Annotated in this window: 23 protein-coding genes and 1 tRNA gene; 13 read left to right on the forward strand and 11 right to left on the reverse strand. The window is 41.2% G+C overall.

What is annotated here, in order from left to right:
* Nucleotides 1-18 precede the first annotated feature (18 nt).
* The gene (locus tag WG989_RS10225) at nt 19-534 is read left to right on the forward strand and encodes a hypothetical protein (protein WP_340429217.1); all 516 of its coding nucleotides are present in this window, start codon (nt 19-21) and stop codon (nt 532-534) included.
* A gap of 72 nt (nt 535-606) precedes the next feature.
* On the opposite strand, the gene WG989_RS10230 is transcribed toward WG989_RS10225, so the two are convergent.
* Nucleotides 607-1,236: a 4'-phosphopantetheinyl transferase family protein gene (locus tag WG989_RS10230; protein ID WP_340429219.1), complete on the reverse strand. Its 630-nt coding sequence runs from the start codon at nt 1,234-1,236 to the stop codon at nt 607-609.
* A 68-nt stretch (nt 1,237-1,304) separates the two neighbouring features.
* Between WG989_RS10230 and dcd the strand changes: the two genes are divergently transcribed.
* Nucleotides 1,305-1,841 (forward strand): dCTP deaminase, encoded by a 537-nt coding sequence (gene dcd, locus WG989_RS10235; RefSeq protein WP_340429221.1) that lies wholly within the window; start codon nt 1,305-1,307, stop codon nt 1,839-1,841.
* Between the two features lie 73 nt (nt 1,842-1,914).
* Here the strand turns inward: dcd and WG989_RS10240 are convergent, their stop codons facing one another.
* Nucleotides 1,915-3,006, reverse strand: a complete 1,092-nt coding sequence (locus WG989_RS10240) for a DUF3810 domain-containing protein (protein WP_340429222.1) — start codon at nt 3,004-3,006, stop codon at nt 1,915-1,917.
* Nucleotides 3,007-3,434: 428 nt separating this feature from the next.
* Between WG989_RS10240 and WG989_RS10245 the strand changes: the two genes are divergently transcribed.
* The 3 genes from WG989_RS10245 to plsX are packed head-to-tail and all read left to right on the forward strand — an operon-like array spanning nt 3,435 to nt 5,163.
* A complete protein-coding gene (locus WG989_RS10245) occupies nt 3,435-3,977 on the forward strand; it encodes a YceD family protein (protein WP_340429223.1) in 543 nt (180 codons plus the stop codon).
* 11 nt (nt 3,978-3,988) lie between these two features.
* Nucleotides 3,989-4,183, forward strand: a complete 195-nt coding sequence (gene rpmF / locus WG989_RS10250) for a 50S ribosomal protein L32 (protein WP_340429224.1) — start codon at nt 3,989-3,991, stop codon at nt 4,181-4,183.
* Nucleotides 4,184-4,206: 23 nt separating this feature from the next.
* Entirely contained in the window at nt 4,207-5,163 is a 957-nt protein-coding gene (gene plsX, locus WG989_RS10255) for a phosphate acyltransferase PlsX (protein WP_340429225.1), read from the forward strand.
* Between the two features lie 53 nt (nt 5,164-5,216).
* On the opposite strand, the gene WG989_RS10260 is transcribed toward plsX, so the two are convergent.
* Nucleotides 5,217-5,289 (reverse strand) — tRNA-Lys (locus WG989_RS10260).
* A gap of 152 nt (nt 5,290-5,441) precedes the next feature.
* Here WG989_RS10260 and WG989_RS10265 point away from each other — a divergent pair.
* The 3 genes from WG989_RS10265 to WG989_RS10275 all read left to right on the forward strand — a co-directional run bounded on the left by WG989_RS10265 (nt 5,442) and on the right by WG989_RS10275 (nt 10,550).
* On the forward strand, nt 5,442-6,245 hold the full coding sequence (locus WG989_RS10265; RefSeq protein ID WP_340429226.1) for an SDR family oxidoreductase: 804 nt from the start codon (nt 5,442-5,444) through the stop codon (nt 6,243-6,245).
* A gap of 98 nt (nt 6,246-6,343) precedes the next feature.
* Complete coding sequence (locus WG989_RS10270; protein WP_340429227.1) at nt 6,344-7,165, forward strand: SAM hydrolase/SAM-dependent halogenase family protein; 822 nt, start codon at nt 6,344-6,346, stop codon at nt 7,163-7,165.
* 115 nt (nt 7,166-7,280) lie between these two features.
* Nucleotides 7,281-10,550 (forward strand): glycosyltransferase family 117 protein, encoded by a 3,270-nt coding sequence (locus tag WG989_RS10275; RefSeq protein ID WP_340429228.1) that lies wholly within the window; start codon nt 7,281-7,283, stop codon nt 10,548-10,550.
* Between the two features lie 38 nt (nt 10,551-10,588).
* Here WG989_RS10275 and WG989_RS10280 read toward each other — a convergent pair whose 3' ends face one another.
* Entirely contained in the window at nt 10,589-11,188 is a 600-nt protein-coding gene (locus WG989_RS10280; RefSeq protein ID WP_340429229.1) for a hypothetical protein, read from the reverse strand.
* Nucleotides 11,189-11,329: 141 nt separating this feature from the next.
* On the opposite strand from WG989_RS10280, the gene WG989_RS10285 reads away from it, so the two are divergent.
* The 3 genes from WG989_RS10285 (at nt 11,330) to WG989_RS10295 (ending at nt 14,464) form a co-directional block, all read left to right on the forward strand.
* Nucleotides 11,330-12,427 carry a vWA domain-containing protein gene (locus tag WG989_RS10285; protein ID WP_340429230.1) on the forward strand — a complete coding sequence of 366 codons (1,098 nt, stop codon included), beginning with the start codon at nt 11,330-11,332 and terminating at the stop codon, nt 12,425-12,427.
* Between the two features lie 97 nt (nt 12,428-12,524).
* Nucleotides 12,525-12,938, forward strand: a complete 414-nt coding sequence (locus WG989_RS10290; RefSeq protein ID WP_340429231.1) for a GxxExxY protein — start codon at nt 12,525-12,527, stop codon at nt 12,936-12,938.
* A gap of 14 nt (nt 12,939-12,952) precedes the next feature.
* Entirely contained in the window at nt 12,953-14,464 is a 1,512-nt protein-coding gene (locus WG989_RS10295; RefSeq protein ID WP_340429232.1) for a magnesium chelatase, read from the forward strand.
* Nucleotides 14,465-14,502: 38 nt separating this feature from the next.
* Here WG989_RS10295 and WG989_RS10300 read toward each other — a convergent pair whose 3' ends face one another.
* The 3 genes from WG989_RS10300 to WG989_RS10310 are packed head-to-tail and all read right to left on the reverse strand — an operon-like array spanning nt 14,503 to nt 17,366.
* Entirely contained in the window at nt 14,503-15,531 is a 1,029-nt protein-coding gene (locus tag WG989_RS10300; RefSeq protein WP_340429234.1) for a zinc-dependent peptidase, read from the reverse strand.
* 2 nt (nt 15,532-15,533) lie between these two features.
* On the reverse strand, nt 15,534-16,733 hold the full coding sequence (locus WG989_RS10305) for a DUF2130 domain-containing protein (RefSeq protein WP_340429235.1): 1,200 nt from the start codon (nt 16,731-16,733) through the stop codon (nt 15,534-15,536).
* A 21-nt stretch (nt 16,734-16,754) separates the two neighbouring features.
* On the reverse strand, nt 16,755-17,366 hold the full coding sequence (locus WG989_RS10310; RefSeq protein WP_340429237.1) for a DUF6498-containing protein: 612 nt from the start codon (nt 17,364-17,366) through the stop codon (nt 16,755-16,757).
* A 162-nt stretch (nt 17,367-17,528) separates the two neighbouring features.
* Here WG989_RS10310 and WG989_RS10315 point away from each other — a divergent pair, with 162 nt between their 5' ends.
* Together WG989_RS10315 and WG989_RS10320 are read left to right on the forward strand one after the other, a co-directional pair.
* Nucleotides 17,529-18,743 (forward strand): PAS domain-containing sensor histidine kinase, encoded by a 1,215-nt coding sequence (locus WG989_RS10315; RefSeq protein ID WP_340429238.1) that lies wholly within the window; start codon nt 17,529-17,531, stop codon nt 18,741-18,743.
* Nucleotides 18,744-18,823: 80 nt separating this feature from the next.
* Nucleotides 18,824-19,879, forward strand: coding sequence for a response regulator (locus tag WG989_RS10320; protein WP_340429239.1), 1,056 nt, complete (start codon nt 18,824-18,826; stop codon nt 19,877-19,879).
* Nucleotides 19,880-19,952: 73 nt separating this feature from the next.
* Here the strand turns inward: WG989_RS10320 and WG989_RS10325 are convergent, their stop codons facing one another.
* The 4 genes from WG989_RS10325 to ccoG all read right to left on the reverse strand — a co-directional run bounded on the left by WG989_RS10325 (nt 19,953) and on the right by ccoG (nt 23,032).
* On the reverse strand, nt 19,953-20,348 hold the full coding sequence (locus WG989_RS10325) for a hypothetical protein (protein ID WP_340429240.1): 396 nt from the start codon (nt 20,346-20,348) through the stop codon (nt 19,953-19,955).
* 117 nt (nt 20,349-20,465) lie between these two features.
* Complete coding sequence (locus tag WG989_RS10330) at nt 20,466-21,173, reverse strand: sulfite exporter TauE/SafE family protein (protein WP_340429241.1); 708 nt, start codon at nt 21,171-21,173, stop codon at nt 20,466-20,468.
* Nucleotides 21,170-21,613 carry a FixH family protein gene (locus tag WG989_RS10335; RefSeq protein ID WP_340429242.1) on the reverse strand — a complete coding sequence of 148 codons (444 nt, stop codon included), beginning with the start codon at nt 21,611-21,613 and terminating at the stop codon, nt 21,170-21,172. Before WG989_RS10335 ends, WG989_RS10330 begins: the two co-directional genes overlap by 4 nt.
* A gap of 12 nt (nt 21,614-21,625) precedes the next feature.
* On the reverse strand, nt 21,626-23,032 hold the full coding sequence (gene ccoG, locus WG989_RS10340) for a cytochrome c oxidase accessory protein CcoG (RefSeq protein WP_340429243.1): 1,407 nt from the start codon (nt 23,030-23,032) through the stop codon (nt 21,626-21,628).
* Between the last annotated feature and the right edge of the window lie 9 nt (nt 23,033-23,041).

The following is a 23,041-nucleotide window of genomic DNA, read 5'->3' on the forward strand; positions in this document are numbered from 1 at the left end:
CTCAATAATATCAACGATATGAAATCATCTATTCTACTTCTTTTGGTTCTATGTTTAGGTATTGCTGTGAATGCACAGGATAGTTTATTTAAAAAACTTGATAAGGCAATTTTTGTTGAGTTTTTTGGCCCCGGTTTTCAAGCCAGCATAAATTATCAACAAAAGATTTTGAATGTGAATGAAACGAACGGGCTTTTTTTTCGTGTTGGACTGGGAGCAGGCGGAGGAATTCGTGATTCGATAAGAGGTCCGCTGTTTCTCACAATACCCGTTGGATTGCATTATAATTTTTCAAAGTCGTCCAGGTTTGAAGTAGGAGCTGGCGCAATCCCTTTTGTTATTTTGAATGACCGCCCATCTCTTGCAGGTTATGCTTCTTTTGCGTATTACATTACAAAGTCGCCAAAGTTGCGGATATTCTTTTCGCCTATTTTCCACAGCAGCAGTTTGAAACAGAGATATTTTGGAGTGAACAGTCCGGTTACAATTTACGGTGGTCTCGACTGGATCATTCTTCCGCTGAAGAAAAAATGAAATTCAAAGAAATTAGGAATCAAACATCACGCAAAACTCGCAGCTAAAGGGTCACAGCTCGCAGCTTTCTTCTCAACTTACCACCCAACTCATCACCAACTCTTTCATAAAACGATAGTGAACAGTTAACGGCAGCGGATCAAATTTTTGGAAACTGCAAATGAGTTTTCCTTCTTCATCGTTGCCTTCAATATTTTGAATATGCATGTGCTCACGAAAATCCACACCACCATCTCCAAACCATTTGAACATCGATTCCTTGGTACTCCATAACAAAGTGGCAAGCTGTAACAGTTGAGCCGTACTCATTTGTTCGTCCAGAAACATTTTTTCATGGAGCGTTAAAAATTTGTGGCTGATGCGGAGAATTTTATCGGTTGGTTGTTCAATATCCACACCCACCCGTTGATTGGAACTTACAATAGCTGCCGCATAATTGCCGCAATGCGAAATAGAAAAATGGTATTTCTCATCGGGCAGAAACGGCTTTCTTGTATCAGCGATCAGAATCTCATGCAACGGAAAATCTTCAAACAGCAAAGGCAGCAAATAACGCCCGGCCAAGTGTTGCAGCCGCTTATGCGGATGCGAAACATCACGCTTTAACGGAACCTTTTCAAGGAAAAAATCTTCGGGTTCTTCAATGTGCCAAAGCCCTGCTTTGGTGTTGCTGTTGATAGTATGTTGATAAACGAGCGGCAAATTCAGATTTAAGATTTTAGATTGCAGGTTTTAGATTCATACATTCACGCAAAGCTAAAGAGAACAAAATGATTTTAAGTGATAAGCGCATTTTAGAAGAGATCGAAAAAGGTACCATTAAAGTTGAACCTTACGATCGTGAGTGTTTAGGCAGTAACAGTTACGATGTGCATTTGGGAAGTACGCTGGCAACGTACACTGAACATATGATCGATGCAAAAAAGCACAACCAGATCGAATACATTGAAATTCCTGAAGAGGGATTTGTGTTGTATCCGCATATTTTTTATTTAGGTGTTACTTTGGAATACACGGAAACACATGCACATGTTCCCTTCCTCGAAGGTAAATCCTCAACAGGTCGTTTGGGTATCGATATTCATGCAACAGCAGGAAAAGGCGATGTTGGTTTTTGTGGAAACTGGACATTGGAAATATCCGTAAAGCAACCCGTAAAAATTTATAAAGGGATGCCCATTGGTCAGCTTATTTATTTTCCTGTTGATGGAGAAATTGAAGTGAAGTACAATCAAAAGGCAAATGCAAAATATAGTGGGCAACACAACAAGCCGGTAGAGAGTATGATGTGGAAGAATAAATTCTAGGTTCGTAGGCAACTAAGTTGAAAGGTTGAAAAGTTGATTGGGAGCGTCGTCAACTTTTCAACCTTTTAATTTTTCAACTTCCCTTCTCCTGATACTTCTTCCTGTACGCAATCAACCAGCCCGTTACTTCACCATAACTTTCAATGCCTTTCCGTTGACGGTTTTGTTTGAGATAGTAATCGTATAATGCGTCGGTCCAATCGCTGAGGAAAGAGCGATGTTTTTTGATATACGCAGCATACGCCCTCATGTCCCTTCTTGCACCGGGATGAATTTGTTTTCCCATTTCTTTGGCAGCCGTTGAATCAACCATTTTCAGGTTGTTCCATGCATACAAAAACATATCGAAGTAAGAAGAATATTGCAGTAATGTATCGGATGAATTGGTAGCGGCCATAAAACCTACAAAGTTGGCTTCACTTTCGCTGGCATAACCAACCTGATGTGCCATTTCATGACAGGTTACATAAGGTTGCAGAAAATTCGGGATAGCTGTATTCACCTGTCCTTCGCCGGTAAAGGGATTGTAATATCCCTGGAAGCCCACATAGTTTCCAATAATACCAAACATGGAAGCTTTCATGGATGCATGACGGTAACGGATAAACGGAAATGAGTTTTCAACGTTCTTATAACCTTCACGTGCCGATTGGAACATCCGTTCCCTGCTCATCACGGTATCTTTTCGCTGCAAACAAATTTCTTTGCTGTTGTTCATTTTCTGCAGGAGAAATTGGTTGAGCTCAATCAACTGTTGTTTTTCAAACTTTCCGTTTTCCAAGGCCAGCTGATATTCGATCCCATTGCGATAATAATTCAACCCCCAGAACAAATAGAAATACACATACACAAACAGCAGAATGATGCCGGCAGTAAAAAGAGGCGTGAGCTTTTTCTTCCAACTGTCTGTTTTATGAAACAACCGCACCACAAATTTGCCGAGTTGCCACAATACACTGATAGTTACAATGGAATAAATGATGTCGCCAAAACTAAACGGCATCCAGCCAAACAGGATGCGTAAGGTGCTGGCCAGCTTCGGATAAAAGCCGGTGGCATAATTTTTCTCGATCCAATCGTGGTTGCCGGATATGAAAAAGATAAACAGGGCAAGGATGGACAGGGCACTGACAAGTGAAATGCGTATAAGTTTACCGTAGGTCATCAGATTCAAAATTAAGGGAGGAAGGGGAATGGCCAATATTCAATAGGCAATTGGCAATAGTCAATATTAAATAGGTAATTAGCAATAGGCAATGGTCAATAGGCAAGACGGAAAGGGATTGGGAATTTGGAATTAGGGATTTGGGTATTTGGCTTTTTGCCAATTGCTTATTGCCAATTGCCTATTGCCCGGCTTAGCCCCGACCGTCGTGGATGCCCCGAAGGCTTTGCGCTTGTGCTGACAATCAATCAAAATCTTAGCTTTGCAGTGGGTTGAAACGGCTTTTACAGCGGAGCAGGAACAAAGGGCGGGAAACCGCTGCCCACGCAGGGAACCGAAGGCTTCTGCTCTTAAAAATAAACCCGCTTTTTCGTTTGGCTGATACTTGAATTTCGGCTACCTTTGCAAACTCTTTAAAATAGGGTGATATGGGAACTCGCCGGGAATATGAAATAGCTTTTGTGGGATTGAAGCCCGGCATACATGAGTTTCAGTATGAAATTGATGACAGGTTCTTTGAAGAATTCGGGAAACAGGACTTTGAAAACTGTAAGGCAAACGTAAAGCTGGAGCTGGAAAAGAATACCGGTTTTATGATGCTGAAGTTTGAGGTGGGCGGTACAGCCGGCGTTCTTTGCGACCGCTGCGGTAACGATTTACCTTTAGAACTGTGGGACGAATTCGAGATGCTGGTGAAAATGACCGATGAACCGGAGAAGATGAATGAAGAAGAGGAGAGCCCCGATGTGCATTATATCTCCCGAACCGAAAGTCATTTACACGTGAAGAACTGGATCTATGAGTTCATCATACTCAGCATCCCCATGCAAAAAATGTGCAGGGAAAGTGAAATGGGCGGACCGCATTGCAACAAAGAAGTGCTGGCTCGTCTTGCTCAACTCAACCCGCAGCCAAACGATAGTAATAACACATCCATCTGGAAAGGGTTGGATAAATTCAGAAACGAGTAAAATTTAAAGATATGCCGAATCCAAAACGCAGACATTCGCAGCAACGCAGTGCAAAGCGTCGTACACACTACACCGCCGTGCAAGTTACCTTAACAAAGGACAGCACTACCGGCGAAACACATCCACGTCACCGTGCGCATGTGAGTGAAGGTAAGTTGTACTACAAAGGAAAATTAGTAGCTGAGAAAGCTCCTGCTAAAGCGTAAGCTTTTATAACTAACTTACCTGCATGGTCATAGGTATTGACATGATGGGTGGCGACTACGCCCCTCAGCAATCGCTGTTGGGCGTAGATTTGTTTTTAGCCGATGCTGTTCCCGGAATTGAACTGGTGTTGATCGGGAATGAGCAAGTGCTGCGTGAACATTTTTCCACACTTCCTCCTTCTGTTTCGTTTGTGCATGCAACCGAGGTGATCGATATGCACGAACCGCCCACACGTGCCCTGCGTGATAAACCGGGTTCATCGATGAACATTGGTTTCGACTTGCTGGCCAAAGGCAATGTGGATGCATTTGTAAGCGCTGGTAACACAGGCGCTATGATGGTGGGTGTATTTTATACCATCAAAGCCATTGAAGGAGTATTGCGTCCAACCATTTCAACCGTTATTCCAAAAGTACAAGGTGGTTATGGGTTGATTCTGGATGTGGGATTACAAGCCGATTGTAAACCCGAAAATCTGTTGCAAAATGCTATTCTCGGCAGCATCTATGCACAAACCATTCTGGAGATCGAAAATCCATCAGTTGCACTGATCAATATCGGAGAAGAAGAGGGAAAAGGAAACCTGCTGGCACAGGCGGCCTATCGCTTGCTGAAAGAAAATAAGCTGATCAATTTTATCGGGAATATTGAAGGGCGTGAAATACTTACAGGTAAGGCAGATGTAATGGTGTGTGACGGCTTTACCGGTAATGTGATCCTGAAACTGGGAGAATCGATCTTTGATATTTCAAAATCACGCAACCTTGATGAAGATGATTATTTCAAGCGGTTCAATTTCGAAACCTATGGCGGCACACCCATTTTAGGTGTTGACAAGCCGGTGATTGTTGGTCATGGCATTTCTACTCCAAAGGCCTACCGTAATATGATTCATTTAGCCACAAAAATGATCGAAACAAAACTGCTGGAGAAGATGAAAGAAAAATTTGTGAGTGAGGAAGGCGAAGAAGCAAGCTGATATAAACTTATAAAAAACAGAAAAGCCTCCGAAAGGAGGCTTTAGTTTTTCTGTGATCCCGCTGGGACTCGAACCCAGGACCCCAACATTAAAAGTGTCGTGCTCTACCAACTGAGCTACGGAATCGTTCCAAAAAATTATTTGTTTTTTGGGAGTGCAAAAATAGGGTAATTACATTTCGCTCCCAACTTTTATCAAAAAATGTTTTCTTTTTTATAAAAATCAATTCAGTGGCATTGGATGTGGCTGACGTATTTTTGTTTTCTAATCAATTTTGAATGGAGTTTACAAATAAAGTAGTGGTAATTACAGGGGGCAGTGATGGAATAGGAAAAGCATTGGTGGAGATCTTATTGCAAAAAGGAGCAAAGGTTGCAACCTGCGGCCGTAATCATGATAAGTTATATTCATTGCAGCAACAATTTGCAGGCGCCTCGTTACATACATCCGTTGCTGATGTAAGCAATGAAGACGATTGTAAACGTTTCATCAGCTCAACTGTAACTGCATTTGACGGTATTGATATTCTCATCAACAATGCAGGATTATCGATGCGTGCTTTAATTGTTGATTCGGATGTGCAGGCATTCAAGCGCTTGATGGATGTAAATTTCTGGGGCACTGTTTATACAACCAAGGCTGCATTACCCTATATCATTGAACGAAAAGGAAGCATCGCCGGTATTTCTTCTATTGTTGGAAACAGAGGTATACCCGGCCGCAGTGCTTATTCAGCATCTAAATTTGCAATGCAAGGTTGGCTGGAAGCACTGCGTGTAGAAATGTTTCATCATGGTGTAAATGTATTGTGGGTGTCGCCCGGTTTTATTGCAACCAATATCCGTTCAGTAGCATTGAATGCAGAAGGTAAACCCATTGGTGAAACACCGATGGATGAATCGAAACTGATGAGCCCTGAAGAATGTGCAATGCATATACTTACTGCAATTGCAAAACGGAAACGTTCCATTGTACTAACGGTTACCGGTAAGGCAACTGTATGGATGAGTAAATTTTTACCGGGCATTGCAGATAAATACATTCATAAGTTTTTCTTTAAGGAAGGGAAACTCATTAAGTAATCTGGTTGTTGCAAGTGCTGCAATCAATACAGCATGCAGTTTCCTTCTGCTTCCTATCGATTATTTTTTATCTTTCGTTTTTAATTGTTTATTTCTGAATGGCGTTACTAACCCTTACATCTGACATTGGTGAGCAGGACTACCTGGCCGGGGCAGTAAAAGCTGTTTTGTTACGGCAGGATCCAACTTTTCAATTACTGGATATTACCCATCAGCTTTCACCAAACAATGATCCGCAAGCCGCTTACATTATCCGCAACGCTACTAAACAATTTCCGCAGGGTACATTTCATATCATCCTGGTGAATTTGTTTCAATACAAGCCTGAACACTTGTTGATGGTGCGACATAACGATCAGTATTTCTGTATGGCCGATAACGGACTCATCACCATGATCCTTGAAGAAACACCGGATGAAGTGGTGGCGTTACCATTGGATAAATCCATTGCACGAAACACTTTGGCTTGTGCCGAAGTATTTGGCCGGGCCATTAAAGAAGTGGCTGCCGGTACAGCAATGAAACAGTTGGGCGATGCATCAGTATCGATCCAGGTGCGGAATCCGTTGCGACCCATCAGCACCAGTCAGTACATCGAAGGGCAAATTATTTCCATTGATCATTTTGAAAATGTGATCGTAAACATTACACACGAAGAATTTGAAGCACAGCGAAAAGGCCGCAGGTTTAAGATTGTGTTCAAACGTGATGAAGTGATCGACCGTGTAAGTGAAACTTATGCCGACGTGCCGGAAGGAGAAAAGCTGGCGCTCTTTAATTCAGCAGGTTACCTCGAGATCGCTATCAACAAAGGAAATGCTGCCGGGCTGTTTGGCTTGCAGGGATTTTCTGAAAAAAGCACAAGCCAGTACACGCAAAGCCGGTTGTTTTATCAAACAGTGAGGGTTTACTTTGAGTAAAAGCAGCCCATCAAATTATCCTGTTAAAACAATTGTTAAATACTCGTTTCTACCCTCATCTCCTTATTTTTGCCTCCTCCCACTTTAACCGGGAACTTCAAAACCAACGCTTCATATGAATTTTCAAAAGCTCAACAACATTACAGGCTGGATTATTGGTCTTGTGGCCTGCGCTGTGTACGTGTTAACCATGGAACCTACAGGTAGTTTGTGGGATACAGGTGAATTTATTTCCTGTGCATACAAATTAGGTATTCCACATCCTCCGGGCGCACCGTTGTTTATTATGCTCGGCCGCTTATTTACCTTGTTTACGCCGGGTGATGCTGCGATTGGTGTAAACCTTCTTTCCGCTTTATCAAGTGGTTTCACCATTATGTTCCTGTTCTGGACCATTACACATTTTGGCCGCAGACTGGTGCAGAAAGGAGATGAAGAATTACAGGGCAATCAATTATTTACGGTGATGGCAGCCGGTGTTATCGGCGCATTAGCTTATACATTCAGCGATTCGTTTTGGTACAGTGCGGTAGAAGGTGAAGTATATGCCTTGTCATCTTTCTTTACAGCCATTGTATTCTGGATGATCCTGAAATGGGAACATGAAGATTCAAGAGCGGGTGAGGATGATATTAAACGTACACGTGCAGAACGCTGGATCGTGTTGACGTTCTTTATGATGGGATTAAGTATTGGAGTTCACTTATTGAACCTCCTTACTATTCCTGCCATTGTAATGGTGTATTATTTCCGCAGATATAAACCAACATGGACGGGTGGCATTATTGCCTTCCTTATTGGTTGTGTAATTACCGGTGTTATTCAGAAAGCCGTTATTCAGTGGAGTATTGGCAGTGCCGGTTGGTTCGATCGTTTATTTGTAAACAGTTTCGGCTTACCATTCTTCAGTGGATTTATTTTCTTCTTTGTGTTGCTGGGTGTTGGTATCTGGTTTGGTTTACGTTGGGCACAAGCCAATCACAATCGTTTTTTGCGTTTGGGCTTGTGGTGTTTAACGTTTATGCTCATCGGATATTCAGCTTACTTAACTACCATGATCCGTTCCAATGCCAATCCCGGTATTGATATGAACGATGTGAACAATCCTATTTCATTAGTAAGCTATCTCAGTCGTGAGCAATATGGTGATGTGCCATTGTTGAAAGGCCAAATGTTTACAGCAGAAGCAGAAGAGTATGCAGAAGAAGGTGATTCGTACCAGCGTGTGGGCGATCGTTATGAAGTAACAGGTAAAAAAAGAAAAGCAGTTTATCCTGCTGATAAAACGATGGTGTTTCCACGTGTATGGGATGCAAGTAACGATCAGGGACATGCAGATTATTATGCACAGTTTCTTGGTATTGGCAAATACCAGGATCGTCAAACAGGAAAAGTTTCTTACGAGCGTGATCCTGATATGGCCGATAACTTTAAATTCTTCTTTGGCTACCAGGTAAACATCATGTACTTCCGTTATTTCATGTGGAATTTTGCAGGAAAGCAAAATGACGTGCAAGGTTTGGGCGAACGCCGAAACAGTAACTGGATCAGCGGTATTTCATTTGTTGATGACACGAGATTGGGAAATCAAAAGTTGATGCCAGACAGCTTAAAAAATAGTCCGGCAAATAATAAGTATTTTTTATTGCCATTCTTTTTGGGCGTTTTTGGATTAGTATTTCAATTCACACGGAAAAATAAAGATGGGTTGATTGTAGGTTTGTTATTCTTATTTACCGGTTTGGCCATTGTATTGTATTTGAACCAGGCGGGTCCGCAACCACGTGAACGTGATTATGCATACGTAGGAAGTTTTTACGCATTTGCAATCTGGATTGGCTTGTCTGTTGTTGGACTTGTTGAATCTGTAAAACGTAGCAGGCAGGAGTTTCTAACAATGCTTTTATCAGGCGCTGTAATAACATTTCTTGCTCTTATAATGAGTACTCTTTCGGGTTCTTTCGCAGGTTCATTTGGCTCCTCACTTAGTAGTACAATTATTTTTGCAGCTGTTATTGCCCTTTTGTATTTCTTACTAAAAGCCATGTCTGGAAATGGCAAGAATGAAAAATCGCTTGTATTAGCAACCTCTATTATTTGTTTGGCTGTGCCACTCTTAATGGCTGTTCAAAACTGGGATGATCATGATCGCAGCAAAAAAACAATTGCTCCAGATCTGGCAACCAACTATCTTGAAAGTTGCGCACCCAACGCCATTTTATTTACAGTAGGTGATAACGATACGTATCCGCTTTGGTATGCACAGGAAGTAAAAGGTATTCGCCCCGATGTGCGAGTTATCAATACAAGTTTATTAGGAACCGATTGGTATATCAATCAGCTTCGTTATAAAGTAAACGAAAGTGATGTGATCGATGTGATTTGGAATGAAGATCAAATTGCCGGCGACAAACGCAATGTAACCTATCATATTCCGGTGTCACAAACGGATACTGCGTATTATGACCTGTACACCATGATGAAAGATCAGGTAGGCAGCGATGCAGAAAGCAAAATGTATCGTTCACAGGGTGGCGAACTCATCAACTATTTCCCTGCTAATCGTTTTAAAGTACCGGTTGATCCGAACATTGTTCGCCAAAACGGAACTGTAACGGCAAAAGACAGTGTGTTGAGTGAAATGCGTTTTACTGTTCCAAAAAGTTACCTCTTCAAAAACGACGCAGCGATCCTCAACATTATTGCTGCTAATAAATGGAAGCGTCCGATCTACTTTACGCAACCCTATCAGCTTGGCTTTGATGAGTTTTTGCGCCAGGATGGTTTAACCTTCCGTTTGGTACCTGTACCAAATGCAAGAGGCACAGCAAATGTTGACTGGATGTTTGATAAGGTGATGAACAAGTTCAAATATGGCGGTGCGCAAAAAGAGAATGTTTATTTTGATGAAGAGAACCGCAGGCATATGGTGAACATCCGTAATGCACATACCGTTCTTGCAATGAACCTGATCGCTGCAGGACGTAAAGAAGATGCGAAGAAAGTGTTGCAACGTGCCGATCAGATGATGAAAGATAAGAATGTGCCTTATGCTATGGCATCACGTTATGGTAACGATCATAACGAGAAGAGTTTCTATTTTGCTGTAACTGCTTTCCAGGCAGGTGATCTTGAATTAGGAAAGCGTATTATGGAAGCAGTGAAAAAAGATGCACAACAGCAAATGGCATTCTACGAATCTATTACAAGTGCTGATGGTGCAACACCATCGGAATACGAATACCAAATGGCAAAACAATTGGTTGAAGGAATTGACAATGCGTTAAAGCAATACACACAGGCGGGCGGAACAGCTCCGCAAGACACACTTCAAAATAAAGAAGTACCGCAAACAATCAAAAACACAACAGATTCGCAGAAATAAAAAATAAACCCCCGAAATTTTCGGGGGTTTATTTTTAGCTATTGTTGTTTATTCTTCCTGTATTCATTCTCCACGCTTTGGACAACCGAGACAGCATACTTTACAAACTTAGTGCTTTGCAAGTCGATCTGTTTGTTGAGAGAGCGATACATGCCTGTTGAAGTAATGGCTACCCGTTGAAATTTTATCACTTCACTAATATCGCTGCTGAGTTTTGGTTCAAGACTTGTTCTGGAGCTGGGAATATAGATCCACCCAAACGGAACTGCAAATCCGGTTGCAATGAGTGTAGCGGCTGTTCCAATACCGGCTAAGCTGATGGCTGTACCGATCAGATTTTCTTTACGGCCAATAAATTTCACCTTCGCTACTTTAATATGGCAGTTGGTTGTTTGCACACCACTGTTCAGCGACAATTTGAACGGATGCTCTTCCGTATTATACACCTCCACAAACTTGGTCATTTTTTGCAGCAGCGCCTGTTTGTATTCGTATTGTTGAATAAGGCGCAGGTCCAGTTCAAGATGCAGGGTATCGATCGATGCAGTTGGCTTCAGCAGCATTTTTTGCTGCCTGCAGGAGCTGAATAGAAGAATTCCAAGGAAAGCGAAAATGACAAAATGGGTGTGCTTCAACATGAATATGTGTTTTTTCTGCCGGTAAATTAAGAAAACACCGGAAAATATGTCAAGAACTTTTCGGGTTCAGTTTTTGTTATCTCTCCTGAAGTTAACATTGGCCACAAAGCCGGTAACTGATTTTAAAGTAAATTGTATACTATGATAGGACACTTCTTTTCCAAATACGATCCATCAGAAAACAGTAAATCAAAGTTTGAGCAATTGCTCGATCTGTTTACACAATTGTTGACTTATACCAGTGGTGATGTAACAGAAGCAATGGATTGGCTGAATCAACTCGACCGTAAATTTCAACTTACCAACGATGAATATGGCATGGGCGATTTTATTGAAGAGCTGAAAGAGAAAGGTTATCTCGAAGAAAACCAGATCACCGGACAATTCAATATCACCTCCAAAACAGAACAAACTATTCGTCGGCAATCGCTGGAAGAAATTTTCGGCAAACTCAAAAAAACAAAACAAGGCAATCATACAACGTTTAAGCCGGGCATGGGCGATGAGATCAATCCTGAAACAAGGCCCTTCCAGTTTGGTGATACATTGGAGCAAATTGATTTTACAAGTTCTATCCGCAATGCACAGATCAACCATGGTATTGATAGTTTTCAGATGCGGGAAGATGATCTGGAAATTCGTGAAACAGATTTCAAAACACAAACATCTACTGTGCTGATGATCGATATTTCACATTCAATGATCTTGTATGGTGAAGACAGAATTACGCCGGCAAAAAAAGTAGCAATGGCGCTGAGTGAATTGATTACCACACGTTATCCGAAAGATACACTGGACATTGTGGTGTTTGGAAATGATGCATGGTCGATCGAAGTAAAAGATTTACCGTATTTGCAGGTAGGTCCTTATCATACCAACACTGTTGCAGGACTTGAATTGGCCATGGAGATTTTACGCCGTCGAAAAAATCCGAACAAACAGATCTTCATGATCACCGATGGTAAGCCAACCTGTTTGAAGATCGGTAAGAAATATTATAAAAATAGTTTTGGCTTAGATCGTAAAGTGGTGAACCGTTGTATCAATCTGGCGGCACAATGTAAAAAACTGAAAATACCCATTACTACGTTTATGATCGCAACCGATCCTTATCTGCAACGTTTTGTACAGGAGTTTACAGAAACCAATCATGGCAAAGCATTCTTTGCATCGCTGGATAAACTGGGAGCATTTATTTTTAAGGATTTTGAAAGCGGTAAGAGGAAGACAGTTTACTAGTCAGAACCATGATTTGGGTGGATTTGGAAGATGAAGAAGAGAAGTATACAGAATAGAGTAGCTACGCTTTTTATATAACCTAAGAATTACCTGAATGATGGCGCAACCAGACTATAAATACAAAGAGATAACAGAGAAAATCATTGGTGCAGCAATGAAAGTTCATTCAGCTCTCGGCAACGGGTTTCAGGAAGTAATTTATCAACGGGCGTTGGAAATTGAGTTGGCAGATTCCGGTGTGCAATTTAAGCGGGAGTTGGAAATGCCAATATTTTATAAGGGTATCGAAATAGGAATGAGGCGAGTTGACTTTTTCATTGAGGAGAAAATTATGGTAGAATTAAAAGCAATCATTCAGTTAGAAAATGTTCATTTAGCTCAAGCAAAAAATTATCTTGAAGCATATAATGTTCAGGTTGGGTTACTCATCAATTTTGGCAGCATCAGCTTGCAATTCAAAAGACTTGAAAATTCAAAATACGTATCAATCAATAATCAAAATAATCAATAAAATCCACCCAAATCATGGTTCAGACACTAGGTGAATTAAAGAAAAGCGGCTATCAATCAAAGAGTATCAAAGAAGAAGTGCGGCAAAATTTAATTGCCAAGCTTCAGCAAAACGAAAATGTATTTCATGGCATATTGGGTTATGAAGATTCAGTAATCCCTGATGTTGAGCGTGCTTTATTATCACGTCACAACATTTTGTTTCTTGGCTTGCGTGGACAGGCAAAAACAAGAATGGCCCGTTTGATGACGGAGTTACTCGATGAATATATTCCCGTTGTTGCAGGTAGTGAAGTAAATGATGATCCGTTTCATCCCATTTCTCATTTTGCAAAAGAATTAATTGCAGAGAAAGGTGATGCAACGCCGATTGAGTGGATCCATCGTTCAAAACGTTATGGCGAAAAATTAGCAACGCCTGATGTAAGTGTGGCCGATCTTATTGGTGATATTGATCCCATCAAAGCTGCGAATCTGAAATTGAGTTTTGCAGATGAACGGGTGATCCATTACGGCATTATTCCACGCAGCAACCGTTCGGTGTTTGTGATCAATGAAATTCCCGATCTGCAGGCACGCATCCAGGTTTCGTTGTTCAACATTTTGGAAGAAGGCGATGTGCAGATACGTGGTTTTAAATTACGTTTACCACTAGACATTCTGTTTGTGTTTACAGCCAACCCGGAAGATTATACCAACCGTGGATCAATTGTAACGCCGTTGAAAGATCGTATCGAAAGCCAGATCCTCACACACTATCCAAAAACAATTGATGTAGGATTGGCGATCACGGAACAGGAAGCAGCCATTCATCCGGAGCAATCGAAGAAAGTAGAGATCGGCGATTTGATGAAACGCATTATTGAGCAAGTTGCGTTTGAAGCAAGAAACAGTGAGTACGTCGATAAGAAGAGTGGTGTGAGTGCGAGGTTAACGATCTCTGCGTATGAAAATGCAGTGAGTACGGCAGAGCTTCGTGCCATTCAGAATAAAGAAAAACAAACACAAGTGTGGATGAGTGATTTGATCGGTGTAATTCCGTCGATCACCGGAAAAATTGAATTAGTATATGAAGGCGAACAGGAAGGTCCATACCAGGTGGCGTTTCATTTGTTGGATAAAGCCATCCGTACGCAGTTTCTGCAATACTTTCCCAACCCCGAGCAAATTAAAAAACGCAGAGGCGAAGCGGCAACCGATAATCCTTATAAATCAATTAGCAATTGGTTCGACAAAGGCAATCAGTTAAGCTTATTGATGAATACAAAAGATGAAGCAAAAATTCAGCAGTTGTACAGTGTTGATGGATTGTATCCGCTTGTGAAAAAATATTTCAAAGGTGCCAATGAAAAACAGTCAGCGCTTTTAATGGAGTTTGTACTGCATGGGTTGGCTGCTTATTCCATCATCAGTAAAAAAGTAGTGGAAGGACGTATTGAATTCAATGATCTGATGGGAAGTATCATTAATCTGAATACAAAGGGCGGCGAAGAAGAGGAAGATTTTGATAGCGACGATTTAAATTAATAGAAAAGGGCGATACAATTTTGTGTCGCCTTTTTTAGTTACATAGCTGCAGGATCCTGATTCAACACCACACAAATACTGTTGTACAAGTGCGGGTATTGCTCCTTTAAAGCAATAGGCTTTTCAAAAAACAATTCAACAGATGTTGCCCAGAATTCATTTTTATTGCTGAGTGCATTTGCATCAAATAGATTGCTGGTCTTATTTTTTTCAGCGTTCAATACTTCATCATCAACCCGATCGTAGTGCTCAAAATCTTCTTTGAAAGCATTGCTGCGATTGGGTTTGCGGAACAGGTATTGCACCTGGAGCGCATGTGCCATTTCATGCAAGCCCACATTCTTTCCGTCGGTAGGTTGTTGATAATCTTCCAGAAAATGTTTCCACGAAAGTGTGATCGATCTTCCCTGCACATTTCCCATCAATACCCGCAGCGGATCGTAAGCAATGTATTCTTCCGGATGAATAATGATGTTTGAAAAATGCGGGAGTAAATAATCCCGTAACCCAAATGTGATCTGTATAGCAGCAGCCGAAACAAGAATCGGCATTTCCCGATATCCTTTCGGCGAATAAATATAAAAATCTTTGCTGCGGATAAAGCGCTGCACCCGCTCTGTAAACAACAGTTGATCTTCAATGCCCAGTTTTTGAAAGTAGGGATTGTACTTTTTACAAACACGGTGAATTTCTTCGGTGCTGAATTTCAATGTGCGGCCGGGATAGGTATGGCAGGTAATACCTCCTTCTAATTCGTTGGTGGAAATAGTTGCTGCAGTTTCCGGCTCTGCATTGTGTTTCCACATTTGGCGGAAAACAACGATGCCGATAAAAATAAAAAAAAGAATAACAGGCACGGGAATTTCATCATCGGCATAATTATCTTCTACATCAACTGCTCCCGGCGGTTCAACCAACGTAAATGCATTGTAAAACGAATCAACTAAGTATTGTTGCTCCGGACTGCCTTTCAACGAATCGGGCAATGCATTGTATTCTTCCAATGAATATACAGTGAAAGTGGAGTCTTTAAAGGTAAGCTTAACAGATACAGAATCTTGCGGCATGCTTATTCTTCAGTTAACTGATCGTTGTCTTCGTCTTCCAGCAAATTAATATTTACATCCGTGCCGGCAATACCTTCAACCGAACCACGGATATGTGCTGCATTGAGCAATACTTTTTCTAATTGCTTTTCCCGTTGCTTCCATAATTTTTCCATCGCATCACGTTCTTTCTGAATAGACATTTTCATACTCATAAAACCTTCACGTATGGCTTTCCATTGCTCTGCAAATTCGTTACCGGTTAAGTAGTCGTAGAGCATGTGCATTTTTTCACCTTTGTTTTCCTGACCGGTGGTAGCTTGTGCAATGCGTACAATTCCATCCCGCAACACGTAGGTGAGCGCTTTTACTTCAGCAAAGCTGCAAACCCATACACCATCTTTTTCACCAAACCGATCCATTCCTTTCGGCATTGCCTGTGTTACAATTACAGCAACAACAGCAGCCTGGCTGCGCATATCAGCTTTTAACTTTTCGATCCATTGATCTGAAAAATCTTTGGTGCGTTTACTCTCAAAAATGATTTTGCCACATTCCTGTCCGAATTTATTCCGGACAACCAAGATACAATCAGCGCCTTTCACTCCTTTACCTACTTCTTCAATACTATCGTACGGAAACGACTGGCGCAACAGATCTTCCAGTATCAACTCCTGCGCTTCACCCTGCAATTGCATAGAGCCCTGCTCCGATTTGCGTTTCATTTCATCCACCAGCTTCTTCTGTGCTTCCAGTTTTTCTTCCAGCTCTCTGTTCTTGAGTTGATATTCTGTTTCACGCAACGAAATTTTTTCTGCTTCTTCTTTGCGAATTACTTCGGCTAACTTATTCCGTTCTTCCAATAACATTTTCTGTAATTGCAAGTCAAGTTCCTGTTCTTTGGAAAGCAGTGCCTGCTCTTTTTTCAGAAATTCAATTTCTTTTTCACGTGCCAGCTTTAATTTTTCCTGCGTGTCTTTATTATTTTCTTCCAGCATCCGGAGTTTATTTTCAAAATCAGATGCAATGGATTTGCGTATGGTTTCTTCGGTTTGTTGTTGTGTTTTCTTTTTTTCTTCCATCAACTGCATATCAAATTTCTGCTGCTGTTGTTTTTGCCACTCTGCCATTTTACTACGCAGCTCTTTCTGCACTTCCTCACGGATGCTGTCGGTAGGCTCAAATTCGTGTCCACAGTTCGGGCATTTTATTTCGGTTGACATGTGTTGTTTCTTTTTGCAAGTTTACGTTAATCGCTTTAAGGTTTGCGTCAATGAAAAATCTTTTTGTGTAGTGAGCAGATACATCCCAACATCGGCGATCATTTTCAGTACAAGAAAAATAAGACTGCCGGCAATTCCCAGAAAAGAAGGCAGGAGTATTACCAGATGCATCGGTACAATCCGGAGATAGGGAGTCATAAACATCTTTCCTACGTTTACTTTTTCAGTTTCGGGTTTTCTTTTTTTACGGATCAGCTGAATGGTACTTTCTGCCAAAAAAATACCTGCACTAATGAGTATGATTTTTCCGTTCGCTCCCTTGAGGTTACTGGTTAAAAGAAAAATGGCATATACAAAATGAAAGAACCCGAAGTGAAACAGAAAGAACCAGGCAGCACATCCCATATTACTTTTTGTAACCGGCTGGTTGTTCATTTTCATACTGCTTTCATCGGGATTTTTTACGGTCATCAGATCAATGAAATTAAAAAAACCGATGAGGATGCTTTGCAGCCAGTAGATCCAGATAATAGTATTGAATTCGTCGGGCTGTTGCAGGTAATAGTAAATCAGATAACTATTCATCAGCACTAAAAACCAGAGGCCGGGGTCTTTGGAGATACGTTGCAGCAAGTTTGGTAATTTTCACTCAAATTAATGAACTCCTGTTAGAAAGAAAGCATGATTTCACTCTATTTACTAACAGTTAAATCGTACCTTTAAGCCGTTAAAAAATTTCAACCACAACCTACTCATTTACGGGAGACGCCACCTGTTTTTGAATATCTTATTTACATGCAATCCATAGCAGATTCACAGCTTTTCCAAACCATCTTTGATCATGCCAGCATCGGAATTATTGTAGTGGATGAAAAAGCTGAAATTATTTCTATCAATCGGTTTGCTTTACATCAGTTTGGTTATGCGGAACGGGAAGAAGTTTTTGGCAAGAAAATCGAAATGTTGATTCCCGCCCGTTTTCATCACCGGCATGAAAAACACAGAGATGGTTATTTGCACGATCCGAAGAACCGGCCAATGGGTATTGGTTTGGATCTGTTTGCAGTTAAAAAAGACGGCAGTGAATTTCCGGTGGAGATCAGCCTTGGAAATTACTTTATTGAAGGAAATAAATTTGTAGTGGCATTTGTGAATGATATTACGTTACGCAAAGAAGCCGAAAATGTGATCATTCGTTTAAATGAAGAGCTGGAGCAGAAAGTAGAAGACCGAACCATCTCTTTGCAGGAAACAGTTGGTAAATTGAATGAGCAGATCAGGGAAACAGAAGAAAAGGATAAAGAGCTTCGGGCAGCCCTGGACAAAGAAAAAGAACTGGGTGAATTGAAGTCGAGATTTGTTTCCGTTGCATCGCATGAGTTTCGTACTCCGCTCAGTACAGTTCTATCAAGTGTGTACCTGCTGCAGAAATATACCAATACAGAGGATCAACCCAAGCGGGAAAAGCATATTCAACGCATCATTTCATCGGTTAATCTGCTTACAGATATACTCAACGACTTTTTGAGTGTAGGAAAAATTGAAGAAGGAAAAATACAGGCACGGTACAGCCGCTTTGATCTCAAGAAAAATATGACCGACACCATTGCTGAAATGCAGAGTGTAAGTAAGGCCGGTCAGCAGATCAAATATGAACACAGTGGCGAAACGGAAGTGGAGCTTGATCCCGGCATGTTCAAACATATCAGTTTAAATTTGCTATCGAATGCTATTAAATTTTCACCGGAGAATGCAGTAATTGAAATTCACTCGGCTGTAGCGCCAACGAAAATTGAACTGCGGGTGAAAGACAGCGGTATTGGAATTTCAAAAGAGGATCAGGCACATTTGTTTGAACGTTTTTTCAGGGCCACCAACGCCATCAATATACAGGGTACGGGTTTGGGCCTGCATATTGTGTCGAAATATGCAGAATTGATGAACGGACGTATTTTCTGTAAGAGCGAAATGGAGAAAGGAACAGAATTTACCATAACTTTTCAGAAGTAACAGCACCTCATAAACAACCAAGACGCAGCACATGGACTTTTTTCAGAGACGAACCATGTGGTTTTAAACGAAATGAACACATGAAAAAAATTCTTTTAATCGAAGACAACGACGACATCAGGGAAAATACCGCTGAGATATTGGAACTGGCAAATTACAAAGTAGTAACAGCGCCCAATGGCAAGCTGGGAATTGAAACAGCTCTTGCTGAACAACCCGATCTGATCGTATGCGATATCATGATGCCGGTATTGGATGGATACGGCGTGTTGCATACACTGCACAAAAACGAATCGGTAAAAAATATTCCCTTTATTTTTCTAACGGCGAAGACTGAACGAAGTGATCTGCGACGTGGAATGGAATTAGGTGCCGACGATTATATTACCAAACCTTTCAGCGGAACAGAATTACTGAATGCCATTGAAGGACGGTTGAAAAAAGCGGATCTGCTGAAAGAAGAATATACATCGGGTTTGGATGGGATGAGTAAACTGTTGGCGGCAAGCGGATCGAAAGATGCGTTGGAATCGTTAACAACCGACCGTGACATCAATAAATACAAAAAGAAGCAAACAGTTTATAACGAAGGCAACCGTGCCGCCCGTTTGTTTTATGTGGTGAAGGGAAAAGTAAAAACATTTAAAACCAACGATGATGGTAAAGAACTTGTTGTTGGTTTGTATAACGAAGGAGATTTTTTAGGATATGTAGCGTTGCTCGAAGGCGGCTCGTACAAAGAAACCGCTGAAGCAATGGAAGACAGTGAGCTGGCCATTATTCCCAAGGCTGATTTTGATGAACTGATGCACAGCAACAGTCAGGTGTCGCAAAAATTTATTCAACTGCTGGCAAGGAATGTGGCGGAGAAAGAAGATCATCTGTTAGGGCTTGCTTACAATTCATTGCGTAAAAAAGTAGCGGATGCGTTGATCAGTCTGCAGAAAAAATACCAAACGGGCGAAGGTCATTTCTCCATTAACATCAGTCGTGAAAACCTGGCGAGTATAGCCGGTACAGCTACTGAATCACTTATTCGAACATTGGGCGATTTCCGTTCCGAAAAATTAATTGATATTAAAGACGGACATATTGTGATTCTTAATGAGAAGAAGCTGGAGAATTTACTGAACTAAAGAATACTAAAATAAAGAACGGCATCTTTTACACAATTGTGTGGAAGATGCCGTTTTCGTTCCGGTTGTTTTTTTATAAACTTTCTGCCAAATAAAAATTAAAATCGGATTTCAGTTTGCTGAATTGACGTTCTACAATTTCCATATCCTTCTGCATCTTTTTTAATTTCTTCTGCAGATCTTTCAACATAGTTCCATCCTCGCCACTTTCTTTTGTTAATAAATGATCCAGTTCCTGAATATCCTGACGCAGCATATTCACCGTGTCATCTTCAGCAACAAATTTGTTCTGAAAATATTCAGCACGTTCCAGGAATTGCTCATCCGTATCGTGTTGCAGTACCTGCGACAGGCGATTCTTTAAATGATTGTTCTCCTGCTGAATAAAATGCAGGTAACGTTTCCACGTATCTGTTTCGTGACGATACTGTAAATATTTTTTATTGTGCGCCATAACGATTGTGATCATTGTATTTCAGTGTGAACAAATGAGTCTCACTAAGAAGCAAAACTATATTTTGCAAGAGCCGTTGTAAAGAACTGCCATCAATTTCACGGCTGATACCTGTCATATACATGATTTTGGTCAGTGACATGTTACAGGTGTTGCGCCCGGGCCTGCCATAACCGGGCTGATGAAAGGAATACCAAGGTTCATACCACGCAGGATCAGCAGCACAGCCATAGCGGTCATCAGATAAGGAACAGCCTTCCGGATGGTCGATCGTACAGAGAACGAAAGACGATGCCCAACAATGGTTAACAACATCATCATTGGAAAAGTACCGGTTCCAAAAGCCGTCATGAACAATACGCTGTTTTGTACTTCATGAAAATTTAAGGAAGCGGCCAGTGCTACATACACCATTCCGCAGGGTAACAATCCATTGATCATTCCAAATAAAAAGAAGACTTCTTTCTTGTCGGTTTGCAGTAAACGGATCATCAGTTGTTGAATGGTTGAATGCAGTTTGGTGATCCATGTTGGTTGCCATGTTTTACGCAACACATAATAGTGAACAATGAATGCAAGGATCACTGCGCCGGTGATGATGGACAACCATTGTTGCAAACCGGCAATGTAAAGGCCACGACCTGCAAGCCCAAACGCAACACCAAACAATGCATAGGTAACAATGCGTCCCGCATTATACATCAATGCAGCAAAGCGTTGTTGCCAAACAGGTAAGTGCTGTACGGGCAATGCAAGAGCAAGTGGTCCACACATGCCAATGCAATGCAGGCTGCTGAATGCACCTAGTACTAAACCTCCTGTAATTGCTTCTGTTATCATTTGATCGTGATGCGTTGTTCGGTATAATAAGTTTGATCATTTGCTTTCCACCTGATCTTCGCCAGGTATCCGGCTGCTGCAATTGTTTTGGTAGAGATGAATTGTTTTCCTTCTTCATTCACTGTTAAAACAAGTTTGCGGTCATTCTTATCTTCTGAAGGACAGTAAAGCCAGATAGTACCGGTTACTGTTTGCTGTTTCATTTCTTCCGGTAATTGAATGATGAGTTGATCGTTTACCTGTTGAATGGATACTGCAGTGCTGAGTTGATTTGCCTTATTGGTGCCATCAATCACTTCCTGGTAAGCCAATTCATCTTTGTAATATTCTTTGGTTACTAATTGAAAATCGGTATTCACTGCTTTGTATACCATCACAAAAATGAACACTACAAAAGCAGAAAATGCGAGTGTTAGTTTATGTCCCCAGTTAAATGTCATATCAATTCGTTTTTAATTGTTACTGTAAAGTGGTCCGAGGAAACTTGTTTTCACCACGTCAATTTTTTTATCGCCCTGATAAAGCCCTATCTGCAAAACAGTTTTCCGTTGTGTGATTCGGCTTTTCGGTAGCGTAATAAAAAAGGAGCCCGCACCTTGTCCTTCTTTCTGCACATGAATGTTATTACCAACCAACTGTACCGTGCCGTTTGCATCTTCGAGTTTTACGGTGAGTGGAATATCTTCCACCGTTTTATTTACTACTTTAATATTGTAAAGATTCGAAACACTGTCGGTCCCTTTTTCCTGAAAGAGTAAACCCGGTGTACGCATTACGGTAGCCGTAATATCTTTTCTGGTTACAAGTAAAGTGGTTAACAAACCCGTTAAGACGATCAGCAACGCCGTGTACATTTTCATTCGACGTGTATAACGCAGCTTTTCATGATTGGCAATGCCGTTCTCACTCGCATACCGTACCAATCCTTTTGCAAGACCTACACTTTCCATCATGTGATCGCATGCATCAATACAAGCCGTACAACCCACACATTCCATTTGTGTACCGTTGCGGATATCAATACCTGTAGGGCAAACCTTTACACATTGAAAACAATCGATACAATCGCCTGCTGTGCGCACTTCACTTTTATTGATTTTTTTGCGCTCTTCACCACGCTTGTAATCGTATGCAACAACCATCGAATTTTTATCAAGCAATACACCTTGCAATCGACCGTATGGACAGATGACTGTACAAACCTGTTCCCGGAAGAATGCATACACTGCATAAAACACAAAGGAGAACACCATAAGCGAAGCGATGGTGCCAATGTTTGCAGAAGGCTGCTGGATCATAACCCACAGCTCCTTTACTCCAATGATGTAGGCAAGAAATAAATTCGCAATGATAAATGCCAGTAGATAAAAAACAATATGCTTTGAAGATTTCCGAATAATTTTTTCTGTTGTCCACGGACCTGCTGCCAGTAATTTTTGATGTGCAGCATCTCCTTCAATAATGTATTCGATTTTGCGGAATAGCATTTCCATAAAGATGGTTTGCGGGCAAACCCATCCGCAGAATAAACGACCGAACGCAGCGGTAAACAAAATGATGAACACAATGAATGTGATCATGATGATACCGAAGATGAAAAAATCCTGTGGCCAGAATACTTTTCCGAAAATGATAAACTTTGCTTTTACCACATTGAACAGAAAGAGCGGACGTCCGTTGATATGAATAAACGGAAGCGCTACAAACAATGCAAAGAAGAACCAACTTACATAGCTGCGGATAGAGTAGAATTTTCCTTTCGGTTTTTGCGCAAAGATCCATTTGCGTTTTCCCTTCGCATCTACGGTTGCGATCCTGTCACGGAATGATTGTTCTTCTTGTTTTTGTTCTTTATTCATGATAGTTCC

It is taken from the genome of Lacibacter sp. H407 (assembly GCF_037892605.1).
Classification (GTDB): domain Bacteria; phylum Bacteroidota; class Bacteroidia; order Chitinophagales; family Chitinophagaceae; genus Lacibacter.